This is a genomic window from Cupriavidus sp. 05N39 (genome assembly GCF_056397325.1).
Genome location: NZ_JBFTNE010000102.1, coordinates 1 through 24,560 on the forward strand (window position 1 = coordinate 1; position 24,560 = coordinate 24,560).

The 24,560-nt window shown below is 62.0% G+C and carries 22 protein-coding genes, 1 tRNA gene and 2 pseudogenes; 10 read left to right on the forward strand and 15 right to left on the reverse strand.

Features of this window, described 5'->3' with window-relative positions:
- On the forward strand, window positions 1-790 hold a 790-nt coding region (locus AC1DN0_RS33145), incomplete at its 5' end, for a transposase (protein ID WP_477146318.1).
- Window positions 791-1,033: 243 nt separating this feature from the next.
- A tRNA-Gly gene (locus AC1DN0_RS33150) sits at window positions 1,034-1,107 on the forward strand.
- Between the two features lie 502 nt (window positions 1,108-1,609).
- On the opposite strand, the gene AC1DN0_RS33155 is transcribed toward AC1DN0_RS33150, so the two are convergent.
- The 6 genes from AC1DN0_RS33155 to AC1DN0_RS33180 form a co-directional block, all read right to left on the reverse strand.
- Window positions 1,610-2,761, reverse strand: coding sequence for a YgeY family selenium metabolism-linked hydrolase (locus AC1DN0_RS33155; protein ID WP_441629726.1), 1,152 nt, complete (start codon window positions 2,759-2,761; stop codon window positions 1,610-1,612).
- Between the two features lie 51 nt (window positions 2,762-2,812).
- Window positions 2,813-4,138 carry an MFS transporter gene (locus tag AC1DN0_RS33160; protein ID WP_477146324.1) on the reverse strand — a complete coding sequence of 442 codons (1,326 nt, stop codon included), beginning with the start codon at window positions 4,136-4,138 and terminating at the stop codon, window positions 2,813-2,815.
- A gap of 112 nt (window positions 4,139-4,250) precedes the next feature.
- On the reverse strand, window positions 4,251-5,195 hold the full coding sequence (locus AC1DN0_RS33165; protein ID WP_441629719.1) for an N-carbamoyl-D-amino-acid hydrolase: 945 nt from the start codon (window positions 5,193-5,195) through the stop codon (window positions 4,251-4,253).
- A gap of 11 nt (window positions 5,196-5,206) precedes the next feature.
- Window positions 5,207-6,463, reverse strand: coding sequence for a Zn-dependent hydrolase (locus AC1DN0_RS33170; RefSeq protein ID WP_477146319.1), 1,257 nt, complete (start codon window positions 6,461-6,463; stop codon window positions 5,207-5,209).
- Window positions 6,464-6,465: 2 nt separating this feature from the next.
- Window positions 6,466-7,698, reverse strand: coding sequence for a diaminopropionate ammonia-lyase (locus AC1DN0_RS33175; RefSeq protein ID WP_477146320.1), 1,233 nt, complete (start codon window positions 7,696-7,698; stop codon window positions 6,466-6,468).
- Between the two features lie 74 nt (window positions 7,699-7,772).
- Window positions 7,773-8,609: a MurR/RpiR family transcriptional regulator gene (locus tag AC1DN0_RS33180; protein WP_477104722.1), complete on the reverse strand. Its 837-nt coding sequence runs from the start codon at window positions 8,607-8,609 to the stop codon at window positions 7,773-7,775.
- Between the two features lie 307 nt (window positions 8,610-8,916).
- Between AC1DN0_RS33180 and AC1DN0_RS33185 the strand changes: the two genes are divergently transcribed.
- The gene (locus tag AC1DN0_RS33185; RefSeq protein ID WP_477146321.1) at window positions 8,917-9,522 is read left to right on the forward strand and encodes a plasmid pRiA4b ORF-3 family protein; all 606 of its coding nucleotides are present in this window, start codon (window positions 8,917-8,919) and stop codon (window positions 9,520-9,522) included.
- Between the two features lie 530 nt (window positions 9,523-10,052).
- Here the strand turns inward: AC1DN0_RS33185 and AC1DN0_RS33190 are convergent.
- Both AC1DN0_RS33190 and AC1DN0_RS33195 read right to left on the reverse strand, forming a co-directional pair.
- Window positions 10,053-11,333, reverse strand: a complete 1,281-nt coding sequence (locus AC1DN0_RS33190; protein ID WP_441636325.1) for an amidase — start codon at window positions 11,331-11,333, stop codon at window positions 10,053-10,055.
- Window positions 11,334-11,346: 13 nt separating this feature from the next.
- Window positions 11,347-12,372 (reverse strand): tripartite tricarboxylate transporter substrate binding protein, encoded by a 1,026-nt coding sequence (locus AC1DN0_RS33195; RefSeq protein ID WP_477146325.1) that lies wholly within the window; start codon window positions 12,370-12,372, stop codon window positions 11,347-11,349.
- A gap of 76 nt (window positions 12,373-12,448) precedes the next feature.
- On the opposite strand from AC1DN0_RS33195, the pseudogene AC1DN0_RS33200 reads away from it, so the two are divergent.
- The 4 genes and pseudogenes from AC1DN0_RS33200 to AC1DN0_RS33215 all read left to right on the forward strand — a co-directional run.
- Window positions 12,449-12,628 (forward strand): annotated as a pseudogene (locus tag AC1DN0_RS33200) (LysR family transcriptional regulator); the annotation flags it as partial.
- 12 nt (window positions 12,629-12,640) lie between these two features.
- Complete coding sequence (locus AC1DN0_RS33205; protein ID WP_441636329.1) at window positions 12,641-13,384, forward strand: LysR family substrate-binding domain-containing protein; 744 nt, start codon at window positions 12,641-12,643, stop codon at window positions 13,382-13,384.
- Between the two features lie 1,067 nt (window positions 13,385-14,451).
- Complete coding sequence (locus AC1DN0_RS33210; RefSeq protein ID WP_267602716.1) at window positions 14,452-14,757, forward strand: panthothenate synthetase; 306 nt, start codon at window positions 14,452-14,454, stop codon at window positions 14,755-14,757.
- 555 nt (window positions 14,758-15,312) lie between these two features.
- On the forward strand, window positions 15,313-15,531 hold the full coding sequence (locus tag AC1DN0_RS33215) for a hypothetical protein (protein WP_441636321.1): 219 nt from the start codon (window positions 15,313-15,315) through the stop codon (window positions 15,529-15,531).
- Window positions 15,532-15,778: 247 nt separating this feature from the next.
- On the opposite strand, the gene AC1DN0_RS33220 is transcribed toward AC1DN0_RS33215, so the two are convergent.
- From AC1DN0_RS33220 to AC1DN0_RS33245, 6 genes are all read right to left on the reverse strand, one after another.
- Window positions 15,779-16,678: an MBL fold metallo-hydrolase gene (locus tag AC1DN0_RS33220; protein ID WP_441636319.1), complete on the reverse strand. Its 900-nt coding sequence runs from the start codon at window positions 16,676-16,678 to the stop codon at window positions 15,779-15,781.
- Window positions 16,679-16,733: 55 nt separating this feature from the next.
- Window positions 16,734-17,720, reverse strand: a complete 987-nt coding sequence (locus AC1DN0_RS33225; protein ID WP_441636317.1) for a Bug family tripartite tricarboxylate transporter substrate binding protein — start codon at window positions 17,718-17,720, stop codon at window positions 16,734-16,736.
- 89 nt (window positions 17,721-17,809) lie between these two features.
- On the reverse strand, window positions 17,810-18,316 hold the full coding sequence (locus tag AC1DN0_RS33230) for a 2,4'-dihydroxyacetophenone dioxygenase family protein (RefSeq protein WP_441636315.1): 507 nt from the start codon (window positions 18,314-18,316) through the stop codon (window positions 17,810-17,812).
- A 93-nt stretch (window positions 18,317-18,409) separates the two neighbouring features.
- Window positions 18,410-19,225 (reverse strand): SDR family NAD(P)-dependent oxidoreductase, encoded by an 816-nt coding sequence (locus AC1DN0_RS33235; protein ID WP_441636313.1) that lies wholly within the window; start codon window positions 19,223-19,225, stop codon window positions 18,410-18,412.
- A gap of 11 nt (window positions 19,226-19,236) precedes the next feature.
- The gene (locus AC1DN0_RS33240) at window positions 19,237-19,671 is read right to left on the reverse strand and encodes an ester cyclase (RefSeq protein ID WP_441636311.1); all 435 of its coding nucleotides are present in this window, start codon (window positions 19,669-19,671) and stop codon (window positions 19,237-19,239) included.
- A 66-nt stretch (window positions 19,672-19,737) separates the two neighbouring features.
- Complete coding sequence (locus AC1DN0_RS33245; RefSeq protein ID WP_477146322.1) at window positions 19,738-20,817, reverse strand: Bug family tripartite tricarboxylate transporter substrate binding protein; 1,080 nt, start codon at window positions 20,815-20,817, stop codon at window positions 19,738-19,740.
- A gap of 84 nt (window positions 20,818-20,901) precedes the next feature.
- Between AC1DN0_RS33245 and AC1DN0_RS33250 the strand changes: the two genes are divergently transcribed.
- The 3 genes from AC1DN0_RS33250 (at window position 20,902) to AC1DN0_RS33260 (ending at window position 23,376) form a co-directional block, all read left to right on the forward strand.
- Window positions 20,902-21,441: a VOC family protein gene (locus AC1DN0_RS33250; RefSeq protein WP_441636307.1), complete on the forward strand. Its 540-nt coding sequence runs from the start codon at window positions 20,902-20,904 to the stop codon at window positions 21,439-21,441.
- The gene (locus AC1DN0_RS33255; RefSeq protein WP_441636306.1) at window positions 21,438-22,214 is read left to right on the forward strand and encodes an SDR family NAD(P)-dependent oxidoreductase; all 777 of its coding nucleotides are present in this window, start codon (window positions 21,438-21,440) and stop codon (window positions 22,212-22,214) included. Before AC1DN0_RS33250 ends, AC1DN0_RS33255 begins: the two co-directional genes overlap by 4 nt.
- A 97-nt stretch (window positions 22,215-22,311) precedes the next feature.
- Window positions 22,312-23,376 (forward strand): LacI family DNA-binding transcriptional regulator, encoded by a 1,065-nt coding sequence (locus tag AC1DN0_RS33260; protein ID WP_477146323.1) that lies wholly within the window; start codon window positions 22,312-22,314, stop codon window positions 23,374-23,376.
- Window positions 23,377-23,729: 353 nt separating this feature from the next.
- Here AC1DN0_RS33260 and AC1DN0_RS33265 read toward each other — a convergent pair.
- Window positions 23,730-24,263, reverse strand: a pseudogene (locus AC1DN0_RS33265) (DUF4158 domain-containing protein); the annotation flags it as partial.
- Window positions 24,264-24,560 lie beyond the last annotated feature (297 nt).

Genomic DNA, 24,560 nt, shown 5'->3' on the forward strand with positions numbered 1-24,560 from the left:
CCGAACTGTGGATCGCCGATCGCAACTCTTCAGCACCCGGGCGATTCTTGCCGGGTGGCAGCGTCGCGGCAGCGCCTTCATCGTGCGGGAGCACGGCCGCAATCCGAGCCCCAGCGAGCTGGAGCCGTTACGCGAAATGGGCCGGGTCGAAGCCGGCACTGTGWACGAGCAAGCGGTCAGCATCCCAGATGAATCAAACGCGCCGCAGGTGCTGCGGCGCATCGAACTGCATCTGGATGGCACCACCGAGGATGGTGATACCGTCGTCCGCCTGCTGACCAATGTCCCGGCCGCCTATCTGACGGCCGAGGCAGTCGCCCGGCTATACCGGCGACGCTGGAGCATAGAGAATCTGTTTCAGCGGCTGGAATCGGTGCTCAATAGTGAGATTCGCTCGTTGAGCCAGCCGCGCGCGGCGCTGCTGGCCTTCGGCGTGGCGGCGCTCGCGTATAACGTACTGAGCGTGATTGCGACTGCGGTGAGAATCCGGCATGAGCTGGATACCAGCGACATCGAGATCTCACCGTATTACCTCGCCAGCGAAATCCGGGCAACTTATGCCGGCATGATGATCGCGGTGCCGCCCGAGGTGTGGCAGGCCTATGACCTCCTCACCCCAGCTCAGCTCGGTCGCGAGTTGATCAGGATGGCGACGCACGTTGATCCCCGCGCGATGCGCAAACATACGCGGGGACCGAAAGCGCCGAAGAAGAAAGGCTATGTGGCTGGATGCGTAGCACGGCGGCATGTTTCTACCGCCCGTGTCATCAAGGCTGGACGTGTCGTTTAATCACCTTGAAAGGGATGGCTCTTAGACCTGCAACCCAAGTCTCGACTAGGCCTGGCGCCCGGCATAAGCAGGTGATGTTTAATGGGGGCCGCTTCCGCGAGCACGGATGTGTGATGGATCGCTCGCGGCACGCCGATTTTCTTGGGGCCGTAATTCGAGGGTGGCGCAGAAGGATAGGGTTGTCTAACCGAACAAATAATGCCACGCCGATTGGGGTAGTTGCTATCATGCCGCGCATCGCACGCGGGTGTAACTCAATGGTAGAGCAGAAGCCTTCCAAGCTTATGACGAGGGTTYGATTCCCTTCACCCGCTCCATCGGGCCTCTAGTTCATGCCTGGTTAGAGCAGCGGACTCATAATCCGTTGGTGCCGTAGGCCCACCAATCAGAGCTAGGTTGCCGGGCGACGGCAGCATGACGACGGCTCATGCGTTGACACAGCGAGTCGAGGCCATGGCTTATATGACGCCCGGCAACTTCGACTGTGCGACCGGAGTCCCGACTTGCGGCTGCTGGCTGACACCGGCGGGCTGGTGAGTCCGCTGCCACTTGCCTACAGCGGGGTGTTGGTGCAGCGCAACCCGAGCTCGCAACATTTTCGGGTAGATCTGCGGCGGCTCGCGCGTTGTCCGCGTCTACAGCACTATCGCGCCGCCCACAGGCAACCAGGGGTTGGGTCAATGGCTCGAAGGAGACAAGCGTCCGTCATTCCGGTCCTCGTGGAGGAGTGGGATCTTCCCGCTCGGCTACTTCGATCATCCCGACGGGAAGCTTGCCTCGGACTTCTCCGTGCGGCAGTGCGAAAGCCGCCCGACTAAATCACTCCTTACCCGCTGTAATCAACGCCAGGTGCTTATAGACAGCGCACGCTGCCTCCAATTGATCCACGGCAATGGACTCGTCTATCGTGTGGGCGTCTTCTTCAGCGCCCGGGCCCAGGCCGATGGTAGGGATGCGACGGCGCCCGGCGGACTCGGAGCCATTGGTGCAGAAAGCCCAACTGCCCACGCGCGGTTTGATGCCGGAGCGCGTGACTGCTTCCACGGCGGCGCGTACCAGCGGGTGATCGTCGGCCTGTTGCCACGCGGGCAGCCAACGCGAAGGGCTAGCTCGTTCGCCGGTGAACGTCTCCACCTGATCGTCGCTTACCGCCAGCGTAAAGTCCTCCAAGCCCGCGGCTTTCAGGCAGGCGCTGATGCTGCCAAGGACATCCTCCCTGCATTCGCCGCTCAGGGTCCGGCGGTCGAAGCGAACGGTAGTGGAAAGCGGAATCATCGAGATCGAAGGGTACGGCGACGAAACGATATCGGTCGGTACCAGCAAGGCTTGTCCCAGGCGCGGATCGCCGGGCAACGCCAGTGTTTCCAGCGCAAGCAGTGCGCGGGCCGCCGCATGCAGCGGATTGACGCCAAGGTGCGGGGTGGCTGCATGCGCCGGCTTGCCGTGGAAGGTCAGCTGGATTTCCAGTCGACCCTTTTGCGCGGCCTTGATCTGGAGCTTTGAAGGCTCGCAGATGACAACCGCGGCGGGTACGCACGCATCGAGAACCGAGGACAGGGCATAGCCTTCGATCACTTCTTCGAGCACGCTGGCGGATACCGCCACACGGCGCGTGAGGCATCCCTCGCGTGCAGCAGCGGCAACACCGCAGATTGCCGCTGCAATCCCCCCCTTCATATCGGTACTTCCGCGGCCGTAGATCCGGCCTTCATGAAGGGTCCCGCCGAAGGGATCGAAGCGCCAGGTACCGGTCACGGGCACGACGTCCATGTGACCGTCGAATAGCAGTGCGACTTCGGCGTCCTCCGGGCCGATCAGGCCCAGGACCGAACCGTTCCGGTCCGTGGTCACGGAACTAAAGCCGAACTCGCGCATGCGCCGCGCCATCAGTGCTGCCATCTCCCCCTCCTTTCCGGAAAGGCTGGGAATGCGGACCATCTCCTGCGTCAGGGTAACGACATCGGTTGTCATGCTGAACTCCAATTTTGGGGGAAGGGACGCCGGGCGTCCCCACAAGGCCGGTTAGCGGTTCACCAGTGTTTTCGGCACGCGATAGACGAGGATGGCGCCGATCACCGTGAAGGAGGCGAGGAAGTACATGCCCCAGTTGGTCGAGCCGGTGAGATCCTTGATCCAGCCAATCGCGTATGGGCTGGCGAAGGCAGCCAGACCGGCGAACGCATTGATCGCGGCAATGCCGGCGGCGGCGCTCTTGCCTTCCAGGAAGGCGGTGGGCAGGCTCCAGAACAGCGGCGAGCAAACCATGCAGCCGGCCGCCGCAATCGATAGCATGGCAACGGCGAGTGTCGGGTTGTGGCTGAACAGCGTGCTCAGGGCGAGGCCGCTGCCGCCGATGAGAAAGGGAATGATCATGTGCCAGCGGCGCTCGCGGGTCGCATCCGAGTGACGGCACACCAGCACCATGGATACCACGGCACAGGCGTTGGGAATCGCGGTCAGGAACCCGATCTCCAGAAGGGACACCACACCGGTGGATTTGATGACTGACGGAATCCAGAAGGCAAGCCCGGACAAGCTGGAAACCGTGYAGTAGCAGATCAATGCCATATGCACAACCCGCCGGTCCTTCAGCAGTTTCCACAGCGAGATATGTTCGACCTTTACCGCCTTCTCCGCCGCCAGGTTCTGGACAAGGCGTGCCTTTTCGCTGGCATTGAGCCAGGCCGCATCGCCGATGCGATCATCCAAGTACCAGAGCACGGCCAGGCCGAGGAGGATCGACGGAACGGCCTCGATCAGGAACATCCATTGCCAGCCGGCAAAGCCGCCATGACTGTGTAGGCCTTGCATGATCCCGCCAGACAGTGGCCCGCCCAGGATGCCGGCAAAAGGCACTGCCGTCATGAACACGGCAATGATCTGCCCGCGCCGGTGCGATGGGAACCAGTAGGTCAAATACAGAATGATCCCTGGATAAAAACCAGCCTCAGCCGCACCGAGCAGGAAGCGCAACTCGTAGAACTGAGTGGCTGTCTGCGTCACTGCCATCGCTGCGGAGATGCAACCCCACAGGATCATGATGCGAGCCAGCGTTTTTCGGGCCCCAATGCGGTGCATCAGGACATTGCTCGGTACTTCAAACAAGAAGTATCCGATAAAGAAGACACCAGCCCCGAGGCCATAAACCGTTTCGCTGAACTTCAGGTCGTCCAGCATTTGCAGTTTGGCAAAGCCGACATTGACGCGATCCAGGAATGCAGCGATATAGCACACCATCAGGAATGGCAGCAGGCGCCACGCCACCTTGCTGTACAGGGCATTGTCGTGTGCGGACACCGCACTTGCCCCAACGCGCGAAGCGGGCTTGACGGCGCCGGCCGTTTGCAGGGAATCACTCACTTTGTTCCTCCGTTGGTTTTTTAAGACAAAACGCTCCCCTGCGGGCGCCGCAAGGCGCTCGCTGAAATTATTGTTTTGGGAAGCTGGGTAAGACTGCCGGTCAGGCCACCAGATGCTCTGGTTCGATGGCGCCCCGACGCGAGGTGATCAGCCCATACGCATCCGGGCGGCGGTGGCGATCGAAATTAAACGTCGTAGTCTTATAGGAGCGGCAAAGATCGAGGTCGCAGCGAGCGATTGCCAGCTCGTCCCCTTTGGTCGAGCATGCCGCCACGATCTCGCCCGACGGGGCAATGATGCAAGTGCCGCCGATCATCTCGCAGCCTTCTTCCTTGCCGGCTTTGGCAACGCCAACCACCCAGGTGCCGTTCTGGTAGGCGCCGGCCTGCATGACGAGGTGGTTGTGAAACATCGACAGATCGTCATGCTCTGGCGCGGGCGGGTTATGTACCGGGGTGTTGTATCCCAACAAGATCATTTCCGCGCCCTGCAGGCCCATCACCCGGTAGGTTTCCGACCAGCGCCTGTCATTGCACAGAGCCATGCCGATCACACCGCCGTAGGCACGCCAGACGTCAAAACCGAGACCCGGTTCAAAGTAGCGCTTTTCGAGATGCTGGAAGTCGCGCCAAGGTTCATGCTCTGCATGCCCGGGAAGATGAACTTTGCGGTATTTCCCGACGATGGCGCCGTCCTGCCCGACCAGGATGGAGGTGTTGTAACGCCTTGCGACACCTTGTTCCAGCGCAAGCTCGGCGTAGCCGAGATAGAAACCGATTCCAAGCCTGGCTGCGGTCTCGAACAGCACGCGGGTTTCCGCACCAGGCATCTCGCGCTCGTAGAAAGCATCGAGTTCGGCCGGATCTTCCAGATACCAGCGCGGAAAGAAGGTGGTCAGCGCAAGCTCCGGAAATACAACCAACTGGCAGCCCATGGCATGCGCCTGGTGAAGATGCGCGAGCAGGCGCTCGACGACGTCCCGGCGGGAGTCGGCGCGTTGAATTGGCCCAAGCTGGGCGGCGGCGACATTGATATAGCGTGGCATGAATTGGACTCCTATTCCTTTTGTTCAGCTAGTTCGAGCAGCAAATCGAGCAGGACACTGGCGCCCGCCTCGATATCGCTGTCGTCGGTAAACTCGGCAACGTTGTGGGACAGACCGCCGACACTGGGCACGAAGATCATGCCGGCAGGACACATACGTGCCAGGATCTGTGCGTCGTGGCCGGCGCCGCTCGCAATGCGCTGTACAGTGTGGCCATGCCGACGGGCGATCGCTTCCACCCGGCCGATGATCTGGTTGTCGAACGCAACGGGGGCAAAGTCGGCAAGCGAGCGATGGGACAGCTTTACCCCCTCGTCTCGCGCCAGCTCGTGCGCAAAATCGAAGGTGCGGCGCACCGCTTCGGCCAGGATCGCCTGATCGGCATTGCGCAGGTCCAGCGTGAACACGGCCAGGTTCGGGATCACATTGACCAGGTTCGGCGAGAGCTTGACCTGCCCCACCGTTGCCAACTGGCCACTGCCCAACTCGCGCGCCAGGTCCCGCGCGAAGCAGGCGATGCGTGCCGCAACCAGGCCAGCGTCATGCCRCAGGCGCATCGGCGTGGTGCCGGCGTGATTCGACGTGCCTTCAACCGTGAATTCCGTCCAGTGAATCCCCTGCACGCCGGTGACAGCGCCAATTGTGACGCCCTCATGCTCCAGCACCGGTCCCTGTTCCACATGTAGCTCGACAAAGGCGTGCAGCTGATTCGTGCCGACCGGATGCGTGCCGTTATAGCCGATGCGCCGCAGATTCTCGCCGACCGTGCTGCCGTCTATGCCCTTGGTATCGAGCGCTTGCTGCAACGGGAGGTCGCCCTGGAATACCAGGCTGCCCATCATGTCCGGCGCGAAACGCGCACCCTCCTCGTTAGTGAAGAAGGCAACCGCCAGGGGCCGCCGCGTGGCGATGCCGGCATCGTTTAAGGCGGCCACCACTTCAAGGCCAGCGAGCACGCCGAGGTTGCCGTCATAGCGCCCACCGGTACGGACGGTATCGATGTGCGAGCCAGTCATGACCGGCGCAAGATCCTCACGTCCTCCCCGCACGCCGACCACATTTCCTATCGTGTCGATGCTCACCGCCAGCCCAAGCTCGCGCATCCAACTCACCACCAGATCGCGCCCGAGACGGTCCTCGTCGGTCAGCGCGAGCCGGCTGACACCGCCGCCGTCGATCGCGCCGACCTGCGCCAGCGCTGCGATCCGGCCCAACAGGCGGGGCAAATCGATGTGCGGCGCGGCAGTCCGATTCGTTGTCGTGCGCATCTTCAAGCCGCCATCCTGACTTGCTCGGGCGACTTCCCGACGATGCGCTGGTAAAGCTCCGCATCGGTGGCGCCCTCGCTGCCGAATACCAGGATGCGGCTGCCGGCGTCGAGGCCAAGCTGCGCGCGCACTTGTGCATCGCCAAGCGCGCCGAGGCAACCGGCCAGGCCGGCGACTGCGGATTCGCCCGCCACCAGCGGCGCGTCGCCGTAACGGCCGGCGGCCAGCAGCCGTACCGTCTCCAGCGCCGATTCGTCGTCGATGGTCAGGAAAGCGTGCGCGCCAGGATGCAGGATCTCCCATGCCAGCAACGACACCTCGCCACAAGCCAGGCCGGCCATGACGGTGTCGAGATCGCCATGCACGGCGACTGGCTTGCCGGCACGGGCACTCTCGTACAGGCAGGCCGCCTTGTCGGGTTCCACCACGACAAAACGCGGGCGGGATGCACCGAGCTGCTCCCAGAAATGCGCGCAGACCGCCGCCGCCAGACCACCCACGCCGCCCTGCAGGAATACGTGCGTCGGAACTTGCCCAGCCGGAAGTTGTTGCAGCGCCTCATCGGCCATCAGGGCGTAGCCTTGCATTACATCCTTCGGCACATCCATATAGCCTTCATAGGACGTGTCGGATACGACGAAGCGGCCCAGCCGCGCGGCATCGTCGGCGGCTTGCCGTACGGAGTCGTCATAGTTCCCGCTTGTGCGCACCACCTGCGCGCCATAGTGTTCGATGGCCTGCTTGCGTCCTTCGCTCACGGTCGCGTGGATGTAAATCACACACTGGCAGCCGAAGCGCTGGGCCCCCCACGCTACCGAGCGGCCGTGATTGCCGTCCGTTGCGCAGGTCACGGTGATATCGCGCGCGATATCACGATAACGGCCGGACAGCRGGTCCTCGACCGAAACATCGGCACGGCCGGTGCGCGCTTCGATTTCGCGGATCAACAGGCGGCTGACGGCGTAGGCGCCGCCCAGCGCCTTGAAGCTGCCGAGACCGAAGCGGTCGGCCTCGTCCTTGTACAGGACCTGCGCGACGCCGGCAGCCTTGGCCAGGCCCTTGAGCTCGCACAGCGGCGTGGGCGCATACCCCGGCCAGCGCTTGATCTGCTGTTCCGCACGCAGATAGGCTTGCCCGCCGAGTATCGCTTGCTGTCGCTCGCTATATTTTGCATCCGGTTGCACCGACGGATTCGCAGCGCATTGCAGGCGAAGGTTGGGAAGCAGTGAATTCAAGACAGTCTCCTCAAAAAAGAGTGGGAGCCCGTTCACATGGGACGAGGAACGGACGTTTACATGCGATTGGTGCCTTAGCGGTGGAGGTCGCCGTAGTGGTCATGCAGGGCTTCGATCTCCTCCAGCCTGTGACGCGCGGCGTCTCCCAATGCCAGCGCAAGGCTGGTGCCGAGATGGTTGATCAGGCTGATCGCCGCGACATAGGAGTCGAATCCGGCGGCGCCATGGTTGACGCAGCGCAGGACGACGTCGGAGCGGGCGGGCAGTTCCGTAGCGCTGGGATCGGTCAGGATGACGACCTTCGCGCCGACGCGATTTGCGTGCTCCACCATTGGCCGCAGCAGCGTTACGCGGCGACGGAAGTCCATGACCAGAAGCACATCGCTGTCGCCAAGGTCGGCGAGATCTTCGGCTAGATTCAGCCCGGCACCGGGCACCAAAGTGATGCCGCCGCGCAGTTGCGTCAGCAGCGCCCACGCATACTGCGCCAGCACGCGGCCATTGCGAAAACCCGCGACGCAAATGCGGCTGGCGCCAACTAGGAGGGAGATCGCGCGCTCGACATCGGCCGGATCCAGGCGATCGAAGGTCTGCGCCAGGTTTTGCAGATCATTGGCCAGGTGGGCCGCAAAGGGTGCGTCCGAGGACGCGGGCGGCTGGACGCCCGCAAGCTCGTACAGGGGCGAGCCACGATCGCTTTCGTCGCGTACCAGCGCACGCACCTCATTGAAATTCTCATATCCCAACCGGCGGAAGAAACGCCCCGCGGTCGCCTTGGAAACGCCCGCCTTCTGCGCTAGCTCGGTGGCCGAGTAAGCGGCGAGGTTGCCGATGCATTCAAGGGTTACCTCCGCGAGCCGTCGCTCGCTCTCCGTCAACTGGTCGTGCAATTCGAGGATCTTGTCTTGCAAGGGGGAGGCCATCAGGTCGCATCCTCTGAAACAGTAGTTTCATAAATGTATACGAATGAAACTGAAGTGTCAAAAGCAAATTTGCAGTGGGTAATTTGTGCTTATTTGATATCTTTTTTGGGAATTCACCCTTTGTCAGCCCGGCAGGGAGAGCCGCGCCAAAGCGGGGCTACGGTCCGGTCTTCTCTCAAGAAAATAATGAGCCACCTGCCACGTGCTCATGTGGTTTTGTCGCAGTAAGGGGAGACCGCGCCAAAACGGGGGCAAACAACCGGACCACCGCCGAGAGGCCAATGAGGCACCAAAAATGCGCATGGCTTCCGTTCCTGGCCCGGCGATCTCCGTCCTTCAACTTCGAATTGCTCTGAGCGCCCTGAGCCCGCCGGTTTGGCGACGCGTCCGCGTTCCTGAGCACTTGACGCTCGGACAATTGCACAATGTCATCCAGGTAGTCATGGGCTGGGCCGACGAGCATCTGCACACGTTCAGCATTCGTGGCAGGCGTTACGGCAAAGCTCATGAGGSCGTCTTGCAGTTCYCCACCGCGGCAAACGAACTGCCACTGACTGCGTTTCGTCTCCGCGAACACGAAGGCTTCGTCTATGTGTATGACTTCAACGCGTGGTGGCGCCACGAGATACGGGTGGAGCGGCGTAGGCTGCGGCAACATCCTGGCGGGCTGCCACGTTGCGTGGCCGGTTGCGGGCCTTGCCCGCCAGAGGACATGGGTGGGATCGAGAGCTATATGGAGGCCAGGGACGAACGCAGTGAGTATGAGTTCCTCGATTGGCTCGAGTCGCTGCGCGAGCGCCCAATCGTGCTGGACGATTTACGCGAGGAGGTCGACCAGTGGCTGGATAGGCGCTTCGACCGCCGGACCGCCAATAATCGCTTGCAAGAGATCCTGGCATAGACTGGCTGCCCGGACATGCGTGGGAGAGCGGTTCGTCAAACGCCAACAGATGGCCTGGCGGCCACGGCACGCGCACGCACTGGTACAAATCCGGACTGCCGTGCTCAATGCCCGGATCCGATCGCACATTGAACGACGGTATCCCTCCATCGCCAGAGCAGAAAACCACCGCATTGCCGCTTAGTCAGCCCCCGCTTTGGCTCGGTCTCCTTCAAGGGCGGTGATGTGCAGGAGGTCGGCTCTAGCCGCTAGATTTGCATCGGAGCGGACGGGATGCCGAGCACGGTGTGCGTCGCATCGTGCCCGTTGACGTCGGCGCACGCATCCTCGCGCAGATGCGGCAAATTCCCCGCCGATGTAGCAGTAGGATTGACATCGAGGATGCCGTGGGAGTGATCAGGGCAAAGCAACCGCCAAGTAGGGATCAAGTTTCGGCAGTGTGGGCGGGGGGCGCAATCCTCCGGGGAGGTRGGCATGTCAAGCGCTGGATGTCCGTATGCAAAAGCCTGTGTTATCGCTACTCCCTTCGTTTACTGATCGTAGCCTGCAATGCGCGCTAGGACGCTGGCAACCGCGAGCAGGCGTGCGTCATCCGCATAGCGTCCGATCAGTTGGGCTCCAATTGGCAGCCCGGCGGGGCCAGTAGCTATGCGCAATGAAATCGTGGGCAGGTGCAGTGCTGTCCAGAGTGCGCCGAAACGTGGCGAGCCCGAGTCCATCAGGCCTAGCTCGGCTTCGCCGTCCGCGGCGGGGTAGAGCAGCACGTCAAAATCGCCGAACATGGCGTCGGCTTGTTGCGTACCTACATGCATACGGCTTCGTATTTGCAGGTAGGCCTCTGTGCTCACGGTCTCCCCACCGGCCAGGCGCGTTTGCAGGCGCGCACTGAGCTGCTCGTGATGTTGCGTACGCTCATGGGCGAGCGATTGCCGGGCCTCGTAGGCGAACATGCTGCTCTGCAGATCGATCAAGGCTTCCAATTCCTGCGGCAGTCTGCAGCGCAGCACGCTTGCGCCGGCCCGCTCGGCGCGTGCGGCGATCGCGTCGAGGGCGTCGTGCGTTTCGGGGCTGGCATGCTGCCACTGACTCGACAGGCATACGCCAATGCGTGGCCTCAACCCCAGTTGTTCGGTGACGCGCGTCTGCGCCAGGCCAAGGGAGAAGAAGGCGGCGTCCGCGACGGTACGGGTCAGCAGGCCCACCGTGTCCTGGGTATGGCTGAGCGTCTTCACGCCCCCACTACTGATGAGGCCGAAAGTCGGCTTGTAGCCGACAACGCCGCAGTACGCCGCCGGGCGCGTGATCGACCCGGTAGTCTGCGTACCGAACGCGACGGGCACCATGAAATCGGCGACGGCGGCTGCGGAACCGCTGGAAGAACCGCCCGGCGTGCGCGCCAGGTCGAGTGGGTTACGGGTTGCGCTCGGCGTCTGCGTGGCGAATTCGCTGGTGGCAACCTTCCCAAGTATGACGGCACCGGCCTCATGCGCCGACGCAACGCAGCCGGCGTCTGCTGCAGGACGATGCCCGGCATAGATCGCTGCCGAGCCATAGGCCGTATCGTAGCCGACGGTATCGATGATGTCCTTGACGGCGACAGGAATGCCGCGCAGCAGGCCACCGGGGCGACGATCCGCCGCACGCGCCTGGGAGAGAGCCAGATCGGCATCGACCGCCACGAAGGCGTGCACCGCGCCGTCGCGCTCTTGTATGCGATCGAGACAGGCTCGCGTCAGTATTTCGGCGGTAAGGTTGCCTCGCTCGATCCGGGCGGCCGCCTCAAGGGCGGTGAGACGATTGGGGGTGCGCATGAGCTGGATGGTCTTAGTTTACAGTGATGCCGGCATTGCGGATGACAGCCGCCCAGCGATCATGTTCCTTGCCGACAAAGACGGCAAAGGCTTCGGGCGTATCGCCGACGGGCTCCGCGCCCTGGGCCAGCAGTTGCTCGCGTGTCTTGGGATCTTTCAGGATGCGGACAACTTCCGCATTGATGCGGCTGACCACTTGTTTGGGCACACCGGCTGGCGCAAACATGCCGAACCAGCCTTCCACTACGTAGCCGGGCAGGCCCGACTCGGAAATCGTGGGAACGTCGGGCAGCAGAGGCGATTTCCGCGCCGAGGTCACGCCGAGGGCAATGAGCTTGCCGGAGCGGATATGCGGCAGGCATAGCGGGAGGTTGCAGAACATCATTTGCACGCGCCCGGCGAGCAGATCGGTCAGCGCAGGGGCACCGCCCTTGTAAGGCACGTGAAGGATATCGGTCTTCGACATGGACTTGAACAATTCGGCCGACAGGTGCTGGCTGCCACCGGCGCCTCCCGATGCATAGCTGTATTGCTGTTTGTGCAGCAGTGCCAGGAGTTCCTTGACTGAGCGCGCGGGAACGCTAGGGGGAACCACAAGCACATTGGGCACGCTAGCTACATTGACTACCGGCACAAAGTCGCGTTGGGGGTCGAACTTGAGGTTGGTGTGGAGGCTGGCGTTAATCGCGTTGGTGCTGGCCGCGCCAAAGAGCAGCGTGTAGCCGTCGCGCTCCGCAGCGGCAACATAGCCTGTGCCGATGTTGCCGTCGGCGCCCGCCCGGTTGTCAACCACGACAGGCTGGCCCCAGGCCTCACTGAGCCTGGTCGCAATGATGCGCGCCAGGGTGTCGGTCACRCTACCAGCGCCGAACGGTACAACCATATGGATCGGCTTGACTGGGTATTGCGAATGTTGTGCCACGGCGGGGAAAGGCAGGAGGGCGCTGAAGCACACTGCGGCGATACTTCCCGCCAGGGTACGGAACAGGGCTTTGAGATTCATGTTGGAGTTCCTCTGGGCAAGAATAGCGGGGGACATCGAAGGCAATCTTATGCTGGTCTATTCGATAGATCCAATATAATATTCCAAGGCATTCATTCACTTTTATGTATCAATGGCTCTCTCGTTGCACGCACTGCGCCTCTTTGTTGTGGTGGCCGAAGAGCTGCATTTCGGACGTGCCGCGGCGCGGCTCCATATGGCACAACCGCCTTTGAGCCAGCAAATCCGGCAACTGGAAGCAAACGTTGGTGCGGACCTGTTTGCGCGAACGACGCGGTCGGTCCAGTTGACGGAGGCGGGCAGGGTGCTATTCGACCGAGCAAGGCAATTGCTGGCCGATGCGGACGCCGCCGAGCAGGCAGTGCTCAGGGCAGCGCACGGCGAGACGGGACGGATCTCGCTGGGATTTACAAGTAGCGCGGCGTACCGCCTCTTGCCACGCATACTGTCTGCTTACCGCAGTGCTTATCCTGCCGTGGCATTCGATTTCACGGAGGCAACGTCAGCCGAGCAGTGGGATGCCTTGCGCTCCGGCAAACTCGACGTGGCGCTGCTTCGCCTGTCCACACTGCCGGTGGAAACGGATTTCGATGCGTTCGAAGCCGATCGTGAGCCGATGTTGCTGGCGTTGCCGCTCGGGCATCCGCTCGCCGCTGACACTGCGGTGGCGCCAGCGGCGCTTGATCGCCTTCCGATGGTTGGATTCAGCGCCGTCGGCTCAACCTATTTTCGCGACTTGAGCCAGAAGATCTATCATGCGGCCGGCGTGCAGCCGCGCATCGAGCAGGAGAGTGTACTCCCGACGATACTCGCTCTGGTCGAGGCCGGGCTAGGCGCCGCGCTGGTGCCCGCTTCGGCGGCGGAAATGCGCTCGGCACGCGTGACATACCGGCCGTTGCAACCGGCAAAGTCCAGGCGAGGCGGCACTATCGATGCCGTGTTGCACTGTGCACGCCCGCATGCCAGCACCAACATGGCCGCGCTCGTATTTGTCAGGCTGCTTGCCACGATGAGCGCGTCGCCGGCACATACAGGCCAGGCAGGATGAACGGAAGGCATTATCTTCCGCTTTGGAGAACGCGCCGACGACGATTGGACATCGAACGGCTAGCGCGGTCAGGCGACAGCGCGACGCTGCGGCCATGCCGCAGTCTGAGAGGCCCTCACAGCTCTCGGCTCCTGATTCTCCCAACCGCATCTCTCTGCAGACGTGGCCGCCGTCCGTGCGCAGTTCCCCGAGACCCGCGAGGTCTGTGCCTTGCTTTTTTTAGGTACGGCATCACCCCCACCGCCAACAAGCTCTATGGCCCGCATGGGCACGCCAACCGAGGTCCTGGCACAGTTCTGAGAGGACCTGTGCGACAAGATGCGCGTGACCATCGCGCTGCACTACCGGGCGCGCACAAGTCGATCTCCGCCAATGCCGTGCAGTCTATCTGGCAGGCAGGCCGCCGCCGGTGAGCTGGCCGCTTTGCGTACGGAGGTGGTGCTGCAGGCGAGCGAGGCGGAGGCACAGCGCGACCAGGCGCCGACTGCGGTGGTGGTGGTGGTGGCCGACCAGCCACACGCTGGCCATTGTGAAGGGCCACGAGGAAGTGTTTCCGCGGGCGCGTTGTGTCAGTGATGGCCGCTGGTGCACTTTCTTCGGCGACGGCAAGGAAGTCTGGGACCGCAACGCCAGCTACGCCGCCGCGAATTTCATCTTCGAACCTGCGCCTTCGGCGAAGATGCTATGAGCGTCTCACCCCGAATCCCGGCCAAGCCTCGAGCTTGACCCAGTCGGCGATCCGGTTCCGAATGCAAGCGCCCCATCAAGCCTGAGTTGGCTAGCAGCCGAAGCCGCGCCGAACGCCACTCGGCCTAGCAAGGCAGTCGCTCCTGCTGTGCCACCGCCAAGGAGGATCGCGTGCTCAACCGTTCAAGAATGTCCGCGGCGCGCTTGGACGGGCCGCCAACTAGCTTTTTCAGTGGCCGGTGCTATCTTGTAGTATCGGCGCGCCGGCGAGCGGCAGCTTCGGTTTGCCCACCCACCGCCAGCGACAACGTTAAGCGGCAGGAGCGCCTGAGGCAAAAGTCTGGCTGCCGGGCAGCGACTACGTAAGGAGAAGGTGGATCATGAAGATGCTACTCACAGTCGAATTTCCTCATGAGCCCTTCAACGTTCTCGTCAGGGGCGGGAAGGTGGGCGAGGTCATTGAGCGTATCCTGGAAACGATCAAGCCGGAGGCAGCGTATTTTACCGAGCAAGACGGAATGCGCTGCGGGGTATTCCTGATCAACGTCGAAAATCCATCTGACGTTCCCGCTTTTGCTGAGCCCTTCTTCCTCAACTTCCAGGCCAACTGCAAGTTCCGCATTGTGATGAGCCAGGAGGACCTGCAAAAGGCTGGTCTGGAGGCACTAGGGAAGAAGTGGGCGTGAGGAGTGGTCGGTGAAATCGGTAATGAACGGCCTCCCGACGGCCCCGTCCGAGAGTGCACCACTATCTTCCGCATAAGCTCCGGCATGAGCAGGTGAGGTTGGCGAAAGGAAGGGACCGCTACCGCGAACGTCAAGGGGCAACCCATGGGCGATTGTTAATTTCATGATCATGAAATTATTCTATTGGGTACGTAGAGACCAACAGCACCGACGATGGGCACTGATACAAAGAGGTCCGGAGGCAAGTCTTCCTGAATGAGGGCCATGCCACAGCGTCAAAATGCGGCCGTCCCCCAATGATTGATCGTGGCAAGCCGGTTAATCTTCGGGTCACAGGGGGCCGGGCCATATGGTACCTAACTGATACCATGTTGGTATCCAACAGATGCCATTTGACTTCCCATGGTGGCCGGATAGGTTGCAGCGGGCCTTCATTTCGAGCAGACGGTAGAAGATCTCCAGGTAGTTTCTCTAGGCAACAGCCGACCAGTGCCGTAGCGATGGCCTTATATCGGCGCCGGAGTTGCGAAACCGCCGTAGGTGCACCTGGCCGGGTTGCTGGTTTATCTCGCACAAGTGGGCGCGGAAGTGACGGCGGGACAGCCGATATTCGACGTCGTGAATCCCGTTGACGGGATTCGCACGACCACCGTCAGCCATACCAATGGCGTCTTCTACATGAGGCGCGAAGTGCGCTACGTGAAACCAGGCGACCAGATCGGCCGCGTGTCTGGTGCCCGCGCTTTCCGCGCGGGGAATTTGCTCAGTCCCTGAGCGCGTTGGCAGGCCACCGATGCCCGGCAACAGGTGGAGATGGTGGCGAGCATTCGTTCGCCCGACATCCCGGACCCAGTCCTGCGCGCTTCACGTCGCCCTGCGGATACAGAACCTCGAGCGGATGCGCAGGCCATGGAGCAGGCATTTCGGGCCGAGGCGCTGGCCAGCACCTCGGCCCGGCTGGTGAGGTAGCCTGATTGCAACGGACACGTCTGCTTCTTGGATGTAAGCGTGAGGTCTCGCATCATTCGTGGAAAAATTCGAATTGAAACCCTGCGGCGCTCGAAATAAGCTTTCCGGCAGTTGGTGCGGGAAAATGCATCGACAAAAGCGTCACCGGCGAATCGGCACAACGTGCCATAAGCCGTTGGCGAGTGCGCATCGCCAGGTCCGGGCGCCAGTCCCCTGTATTCACCAGGCTCGGTTCGTTGAAGACAATAGGGTGGTGAAACACGTCTCCGGTCATGATTGCCTCACAGTCCCCGCCTTTGACATGAATTGAGACATGCCCAGGCGTGTGACCACTTGCGTCTTCAATCCATATGCCATGGCTGAGATCTCCGTCGACGAAATGATTCATGTCGAGAAGATCGGCCATACCGGATTCGACAATCGGCAGGACGCTATCGGCGAATGATCCCTGGCTGACGGGCAACGCCGGCTTGCTTGTATGCAACGCCATGAAATGATCAAATTCCTGCCTGGAGAACAGATATCTGGCGTTTGGGAAGGTCGGGACCCATTTGCCGCTCACGAGTTGCGTATTCCAGCCGACGTGGTCAGTGTGCAGATGGCTGCATAGCACCAGATCGATGTCTTCGGGGCGCAAGCCGACTGCCGCGAGATTCGCCAGGTACTCGCGGGATCTAAGCATGTGCTGCCATGGCGCCCGAGGCCGGTCCTTGTGGTTGCCGTTACAGGTATCCACAAGGATGTTCTTCCCTTTCGAGCGTATCAGGTAACTATGGAAGCTGATGCAGAGTTGGGACGTCTCGGGATGAACCAGCTTTGGCCCGAGAACACTCTTGTGTCTGGCGACAATATCCTCGCTGATATCCGGATAGAGCCAGGATGCATCAGCCCAGAACTGCTCCATCTCCACTACCCGATCGATGGTTATTTCACCAAGGCGAAGCTGCTTCATTAGCCCTCCCTCTACGATTGATACGCGAATCAGGCCGTCCGCGATTTCGGCATTGCTAGACGTTCTGTCGCACGACGCCTGATTCACGGGCAATCTTCGCCCAGCGCTCTGATTCCGAAGCGATCAGCTTGCTGAAGTCGGCCGGCCCTAGCGATTCGGATTGGGCACCCATGCCCGCCAGCTTGTTCTTCACGTCGTGCTGCATCATGACCTTTGCTGTCTCGCGCGAGATCGCCTCCACGATGTTCGGGGGGGTGTTGGGCGGTGCCATCAGGCCGACCCAGAATCCCTTGCCGTCCCCTTCGCCGCCGAGCCCCGCCTGCGCCAGCGTAGGGACGCCGGTCAGCGCAGCCGACGGCTGATCCGACATCACACCCAGAGGCTTGAGCTGGGCCCGGTTCGTGGAGATCAGCGGAATCGCCCCCATCATCGCATCCACTTGTCCGGCCATTAGCGCCTGGATTGCCGGAGCGCTCCCGGTGAACGGCACGTGAAGCATGTCGGATATGCCGGCAGCCCTCATGAACGCCAGCATTGCTGCATGCCCGGCGGTCCCGATGCCCCACGTTGAATAGCTGAGCGTCTTCCTCCTGGCCAGCGCGACGAACTCGCGTAGATTCCCGACGGGGACGTTCCGGCTAACGGCCAGCGCAAACGGCACGAAAGCGAGCGTTGCAATAGGCACGTGCCGCTCCGGCACGAACTTCGGATTATTGAAAAAATTCGGATAAATCGTGTGGGTATCGCTGCTGGCCGTCAGCAAGGTCTGCCCATCGGGCGAGGCGTTCGACAGCAGGTACGACCCGATGACGCCGGAAGCCCCGGGGCGGTTGTCTACGATGATTCGTTCGCCAAGCTCATTGCCGGCCGTCGCGCTAAAAACGCGCGCCAGGATGTCGGACATTCCGCCAGCTTGTCCTGGCACGATCAACTGGATGGGCTTGCCGGCGCGCCAGGGGCTGGCGGCGTTCGCAAGGCATAGCCAACCCGATAATGCGGCAGCGGCAGAACCCTGCACAAACAATCGCCTCTGTTGATCCATGGTGTCTCCTCCTGTCATCTGTCTTTTATTGCCCAAGCATGCGTTTTCGCGCGTGTGAGCCTGGTGGTGACTGGCATTGCGCCGGGCTGTCAGTCGCGCGAGAACGCCGCGCCGCCCTGCGGCCGGATATAGCGCGGCCGCGGCAGGCCGAGCGCCTCGGCGGTCTTGAGAATGCCATCCTCGATCGCGCCGGCATCGCGCACGCTCTGGTATTCGCCGTCCTGGAAGATCACGTTCGCGCCGTAGACGACCATGAATCCTTCAGCAGCTTCGGTGGCGTCCGCCGGCACCGAGAACGTGTGGATGGACCCCCCCGGTTCGTAGAGATAGCTGCCAGCGGTTTGCGGATCGCCGGGATACTCGACGTAGTTCCATTCTCCCTTCGTCGTGAAGAAGTGGACCGTGCCGGTGTGGAAGTGGGGCGGCAGCGTGGTGCCGGGTTCGAACTTGCCGTATAGCACCCAGACACCGTTCTCGCGGTCGAGAAAGAGCGGAATGATGGTCGAACCCGACTCGGAGCCGGGGAATTCGGCAGATTCGTTGATATTGACCGTCAGAAGGCGGTCTTGATGGGTAAAAGCGCTGGGCAATGCCACGTTGGATCTCCAGGGGCCATCGGACTGCAGCTATGGCGAAAGCTGCTTGTCGCTGAGGTTGGTGCGTTCTTTGTTGGGTCGAACCGAACCGGGCTAGAGACCCAGTCCGCCGTCGACCACGATTTCGGTGCCAGTCACGTAGCGGGATTCATCGCTGGCCAGGAACAGCGCGGCGTACGCAACATCCCACGCGGTGCCTTGGTGACCCATCGGGCAGCGTCGATTCCGCGCGGCTCTTGCGGCCTGCACTGCGGCGTCGTCGCCGACGGTGAGGTGCGCCGCGTGCGGCGTGTCGATCAGTCCAGGCACGATCACGTTCGTTCGCACGTGGTGCTCGGCGTAGCGTCGTGCCAGCACGCGTGTCATGTGGTTCAGGCCCGCTTTGGACGTGTTGTAGGCAAGGAACGGCATCGGGCTCCATTTGCGGCTGGCGATCGACGAGATATTGATGATCGACCCACCGCCCTGGCGCACCATGCGCGGGATGACCTGTTGGCACGCCAGCATGACGCCCTTGAGATTCACTGCGAAGACGCGGTCCCAGTCCTCCTCGCGAATGTCCTCGAGTTCGGACACGATCTCGATGCCGACATTGTTGTGCAGGACATTGACGCTGCCATACTGCTCATCGCAATAGCGAGCCATTGCCGCGAGCTCGCTCTTGCTGCAGACGTCCGCCTCGAACGGCAGCGCTTCGCCGCTGCATTCTCGAATCTCGTCGACAGTCCGCCGGGCTGCCTGCATATCGCGATCGACGCAGAGCACCCGTGCCCCTTCGCGGGCGTACAGACGTGCTGCGGCAGAGCCGTTGCTCACGTCCGCTCCGCTGGAACCCGCACCTACCACGATGGCCACGTTGCCAGTCAGTCGGCCGCTACCGCGCAGCGTTGAAAGTTCGACATTCCGCATGGGTATCTCCATTACAGAAGACCCAGAGCCCGCAGTTTTGCGTCAGGGGCAGAATAGGGGCGCTCGCAAATGATCTTGTCGGAGCCGGGCGCGAACTCGAACGTCGCGGCTATGCGCACACGGAACGTGCCACCGGTCGGCTCGAACACCTTTCCATTGACGGCGAGCGGCCCCAAATGGGTCCCCTGGAGCCAGAACTCAACCAGTACCGTATCGTCCGCGGCCGCAATGGCGATGATTTCGTTCTTCAGATCCGGAAAAGGGATCCGAGATGAATCAAAATAGCCGCGCACCTCTGCTTCGCCGTCGAATGTGGCGCCGCTGCCGTGCATCTCGTAACGCGGGTGCTCGAACGTGTTGATGACGGCATCCCAATCGTGGGTGCATTCCAGGGCCATGTGATTTCGCACGGTCTGGATGCGTGCTTCGTTGAGCGTGGACGACATAAAGGAACTCCTGTGGTGATTTGCTAAAAAATGGGATATGGGATGGAGCGCGTGCGTTGACGCGCGTCAGTCGAGCGTGATGTGCGCCTGTTTCGCAATGGATTTCCACATCGGAATGTCGCGGGCATTTGTCGCCTGCTGCTCGGCGCCGGTTACGTATTTGGCCGTGATGCCGAGCGAAAGCAGCTTGTTGACGACTTCCGGCTGCTTCAGCGTGTTCTCCAGTACCGAAGACAGTTTGTTCACGATCGGCTTCGGGGTCTTGGCGGGCACATACATGGCCCAGTTCAGCTCCCGGTCGAAGTCGACGCCTTGCTCCTTGTAGCTGGCCACTTGCGGCAGGCTGGGCGAGCGTTTGGTGCAGACGGCCAGCGCCTTGATCTTGCCTTCCTTGACGAAAGGCGTAGCGGTCACCATGTCGACGAAGGCCACGGAGATGTGGTTGCCGAGCAGGTCGGTAATTATCTGGGAGGTACCCTTGTAAGGCACGTGCTGGAGTGGAATGCCGGCCTTCTGGCTCAGGACTTCGCCGCAAAAGTGTCCGGTGGACCCCGTGCCCCAGCTCGCGTACTGGATCGGCGCGGTTTGCTTGCGCGCCATGGCAATCAGGTCCTTGAGGTTGTTGGCCGGATACTGGTTTGCCGCCACCATGACGATCGACGAACTGCCGATCGTGCCAAGGCTTTGAAAGTCGCGCACGGGATCGTAGGGCAGTTTGGCGTAGGTGGCCGGTGCCAGTGGGTGGGTGGACATGCCGCCAATCATGATCGTGTAGCCATCGGGCGCGGCGGTGGCCACGGCGTGGGTGCCGATGGTGCCCGCGGCGCCGGGCTTGTTTTCGACGACCACGGGTTGCTTGAGCTGCGCGGCAAAGCGCTCCGCGAGGAAGCGGCCGAGGATGTCGCCGCCGCCACCTGCGGAGAAGGGCAACAGCATCCGGATGGGCCGATCCGGATAGTTGCCGGTATCGGCAGCCGTGGCGGCCCCTGCTGCGACAGCGAGCAGGGCGGCAAGAATTTTCTTCATGTAAGTCTCCATTGGGGGCACCCGTTCTGGAGGTCGGGCGTCGTGACGATCCTCGCGTTCCACTGTTTGTGGAAACGTTTCCAAATAAGTATTATGGAGCGGCGATATGCGATCAATCATGGTTAACGCTATGAAGGAACTGAGCCGAGTGACGTTACACTCGACTTTGTGGAAACGTTTCTATTTTGCAACAAAGGAGGCAGAATGAGTTTGCTGTTCGGAGGCGTACGCCAGATCGGCTACGTGGTACGCGACATCGAAAAGGCGATGCAGCACTGGAGCGAGGTGCTTGGCGTCGGTCCGTGGTTCTATAAGGAAGCGATTGGCACCACTGAGTTTCGCTATTACGGACAGGCGTCGGCATTGCCGGATCTGTCGATCGCCCTCGCCAACTCGGGCGGCGTGCAGATCGAGCTGATAGAGCAGCGAAATGACGTGCCATCTCTGTACCTCGATTCGCTGAAGCACGGCGCGGAGGGCGTCCAGCACATCGCCTATTGGACCGGCGACGCGTTCGATCGCTTTGCGCAGCAGTTGCAGGCACGCGGATATGTGGAGGGGCATGGGGGCCGCATGGGCACGCGTGGCCGCTTTGCCTATTTCGTGCATCCTGACCTGCCGGGCAACATCGTTGAAATATCAGAGATGTCAGGCGGAAAGGGAGAGTACTTCGCGACGATTGCCGAAGCTGCGCAATGCTGGGATGGCTCTGAGCCGATCCGACGCATCGGGGGGACGCGATGAGCACAGCTGTGGGACAAGAGCCGGATCGGCGGATTGCCGTGGTAACGGGTGCTGCACGCGGCATCGGCCTTGCGATCTGCGAGCGCCTGGCTTCGGACGGCTACGCGGTTGCACTTTGGGACCGGGATGAGGCGACGCTGGACGCGGTGGCCGGCGCCTTGCGCAGGCAAGGAGCGAACGTGCTCGCAGTGGCAGTCGACATCACCGATCGCGAACAGGTCAATCGCGCCCTGGCGCAATCCGTTGCCGCGCTCGGCTCACCGACGGCGCTGGTAAACAATGCCGCGATCCTTGGCAGTAGCGGTCCGACCGTCGAAGCTTCGCCCGACGAGTGGAAGCGCGTGTTCGACGTCAACGTCTTCGGCGCCCTCCATTGCGCGCAGGCGATCGTGCCGGCCATGTCGGCGAACGGCTGCGGCCGCGTGGTCAACGTTGCATCGATCGCCGGCAAGGAGGGCAACCCGTTTGCGGGCGCTTATGCGGCCTCGAAAGCAGCACTGATCTCGATGACGAAGAGCCTTGGCAAGGAGTTGGCGTCGACGGGCGTGCTGGTGAATTGCATCACGCCCAGTGCGGCGGACACCGATATCTTTGGCATCCACGAAGAGAGTCAACGCGCACAATTGCAGGCGCGGCTGCTCGAGCGCGTGCCGATGAAGCGTTTTGTCAGGGTCGAGGAGGTTGCGGAGATGGCCGCGTGGCTGTGTTCGGCGCGTTGCAGCTTCAGTACTGGTGCGGTCTTCGACATCAGTGGCGGGCGCGCTGTTTACTAGTGGGGCGACACAGTTGGGCGATAATTGCGGGCCATAGGTCCCGCATTCCACGCTGCGGCTTTCGTCAAACCAGCCAACATCAGCCATGAGTAACACGATGCGTACCAATCCCTCCGTGAGGCCAGCCCGCGTCACTATCCGTGACGTCGCACGCGCGGCCGGTGTGTCGGTGGGCACTGCATCGCGTGCACTAAACCGTAGCGGGCCGGTGAGCGAGGCAGCGGTCCAGGCGGTGGAGCGCGCCGCCAAGGCGCTGGCCTATGCGCCCGACCCGATCGCGCAAAGCATGCGCACAGGCACCTCGGGCGTGGTCGGGCTGCTCGTATCCGACTTGGCTAACCCGCTCTACGCCCGAATCATCACCGCGGTGGAGACCCGGCTGCAGCGCGAAGGCTACGCGATGGTAGTCGGCAATACGCATAACAGCAGGGCGCAGGAAGACCTGATGGTCGATTTGTTTCGGCGTCGCCGCGTCGACGGGTTGATCCTGGGCCCATGCGAAGCCGAGCGGCCCGACTACCTCGACCAGATCGGCCGGGATCTTCCCGTCGTGGCCATGGACCGCGATTTTGGGGTGGGTGGCACCGGCGTTCATGTCGATCACTTTCGCGGCGCGCTCGACGTCACGCGATATCTGCTTGACCTCGGCCATGCGCGCATTGCCCTGATGACGTCGGATAGCGCGCTTCGGCCCGGCCGCGAGCGTATCAACGGATACCGTGCTGCACTGGAGGAACGCGGGCTCGCCGTGGATGACACGCTGGTGAGGTCGAGCCGCTCGGCCATGGACCTGTCTTTCAGCGACGCCTTGGCGATGCTGTCGGCAAAGTCTCGTCCAACCGCATTCATCTGTCTTGGCACGCGCATACTGTCAGGCGTGCTGCAGGCGATGAAGCAGACCGGATATCGTGTACCGCAGGATGTCAGCCTGATCTGCGTAGGCGATGGCGATCTTCCGCAACTGTATTCGCCTGCCATTACCGCGCTGAGTTGGGACCTGGAGACGGTGGGTACGGCAGCGGCCGAAATGTTGCTGCAGACGATTGGCGGAGTGTCGGGCGAGGCCGGCGCCCAGCCCTCGGCGGGGCAGGAGATCAGGCTGGCCACACATGTTGTCATGCGCGAATCCTGTGCGCCCCCGCCTGTGCCGGGCAGCACCTGACCTGGCCCTGTCGGTGCGTTTCGGCAAGGCTTGGCTCCATCGTATGGGCACTGCGTGGCCGGAAACAGGTGATCAGGATGACGGTCGCAAGCATCAGCGCCGAACCAAGCAGATAGAGACTCAGCGTGAAACCGGCCGCCGCGGCCTTGATTGCGCCGACGGCAGCGGGTGCCACGACGCCGGCACTGTGCCGCCCACGGTACTGATGACGCGATGCCCGCGGCCGCACTTAGTCCCGTCAGGATGCCGCCTGGCATCGACCACAGCAGGGTGAACGCCGATGTGCATGCAGCACTTCATGATCGATTTTCACGGCTCGCAGTTGGTGGGTTTTGAGCCGGAGTTAGTGGATTGGCGCGATAGATGGCGTCATTGCACCGGCTGCGGGCCTGAGTCGCCATTCGGTGCAGGCTGGCAAGTGGCGGCAGTTCGCACCGTACCCGGATCAACTCTTCGATCAGCACGTTGACGATGTCGGGCAATTCGACCTTGGTGTGCGCCGCATCGGTTGCGAGCGCCTCCAGCCATTTCAGCGTGTTGGCCTCGGCCGGCCGAATGTGGAGGTACCCGCGTAGTATCTTCTGATGCCGGGAGCGTGTGCCAGAGGCATCGTAGCGTTTGACTGTTGCGCGGGACAGGGCGGGGGCTCGCAGTGCGGTGCGCACGTGATCGATCACGATAGGTGGCACATCAGCCAGCATGGGGAAGTAGCCAAGGCGCTGCAGCAGTTTGAGCTGCACGAGAATCAGAACAGAAGTTGAGGCCCGGCGAGACTGGCTGCGCGCGAAGCGGATCTCGGTCGGTGTTGGCGTGAACGCAGCCTCCAGTTCGGCGGCGGTAAGCTCAGCCGGGAGCGCGGGATAGGCGGTATCGTGGATCGGCTGCATCCTTAGCGCCGCACCAAGTCCAGATTGATGTGCCGCATGTACCGCGGCGCCGCTGCTGGCGGACTGCGCAGAGTGCTTGCCCTTCTCCGAGTTTGGTGCAGTATCACACCAAGCACGATGGCCATCAGGCCCCAATAGACCAAGATGACTTGTATTAGCTGGGACTCGATCTGACAGATAGTCGGGCTGTTGAATCGAGAAGCGCGACTCAATGCGGGATCAGTTTCTCCTTGGCGAGTTCCAGCGAGTCGAGGAAGGTGCGCATGGGCGTTTTGCCGTAACACCATCGCCCCTGAT

Bases quoted from the DNA above. Each gene is read 5' to 3' on its own strand.
- AC1DN0_RS33250 (WP_441636307.1), top strand. From the start codon at position 20,902: ATGAGTTTGCTGTTCGGAGGCGTACGCCAGATCGGCTACGTGGTACGC.
- AC1DN0_RS33155 (WP_441629726.1), bottom strand. From the start codon at position 2,761: ATGACAACCGATGTCGTTACCCTGACGCAGGAGATGGTCCGCATTCCC.
- AC1DN0_RS33225 (WP_441636317.1), bottom strand. From the start codon at position 17,720: ATGGATCAACAGAGGCGATTGTTTGTGCAGGGTTCTGCCGCTGCCGCA.
- AC1DN0_RS33260 (WP_477146323.1), top strand. From the start codon at position 22,312: ATGCGTACCAATCCCTCCGTGAGGCCAGCCCGCGTCACTATCCGTGAC.
- AC1DN0_RS33240 (WP_441636311.1), bottom strand. From the start codon at position 19,671: ATGTCGTCCACGCTCAACGAAGCACGCATCCAGACCGTGCGAAATCAC.
- AC1DN0_RS33190 (WP_441636325.1), bottom strand. From the start codon at position 11,333: ATGCGCACCCCCAATCGTCTCACCGCCCTTGAGGCGGCCGCCCGGATC.
- AC1DN0_RS33255 (WP_441636306.1), top strand. From the start codon at position 21,438: ATGAGCACAGCTGTGGGACAAGAGCCGGATCGGCGGATTGCCGTGGTA.
- AC1DN0_RS33220 (WP_441636319.1), bottom strand. From the start codon at position 16,678: ATGAAGCAGCTTCGCCTTGGTGAAATAACCATCGATCGGGTAGTGGAG.
- AC1DN0_RS33210 (WP_267602716.1), top strand. From the start codon at position 14,452: ATGAAGATGCTACTCACAGTCGAATTTCCTCATGAGCCCTTCAACGTT.
- AC1DN0_RS33245 (WP_477146322.1), bottom strand. From the start codon at position 20,817: ATGATTGATCGCATATCGCCGCTCCATAATACTTATTTGGAAACGTTT.
- AC1DN0_RS33165 (WP_441629719.1), bottom strand. From the start codon at position 5,195: ATGCCACGCTATATCAATGTCGCCGCCGCCCAGCTTGGGCCAATTCAA.
- AC1DN0_RS33235 (WP_441636313.1), bottom strand. From the start codon at position 19,225: ATGCGGAATGTCGAACTTTCAACGCTGCGCGGTAGCGGCCGACTGACT.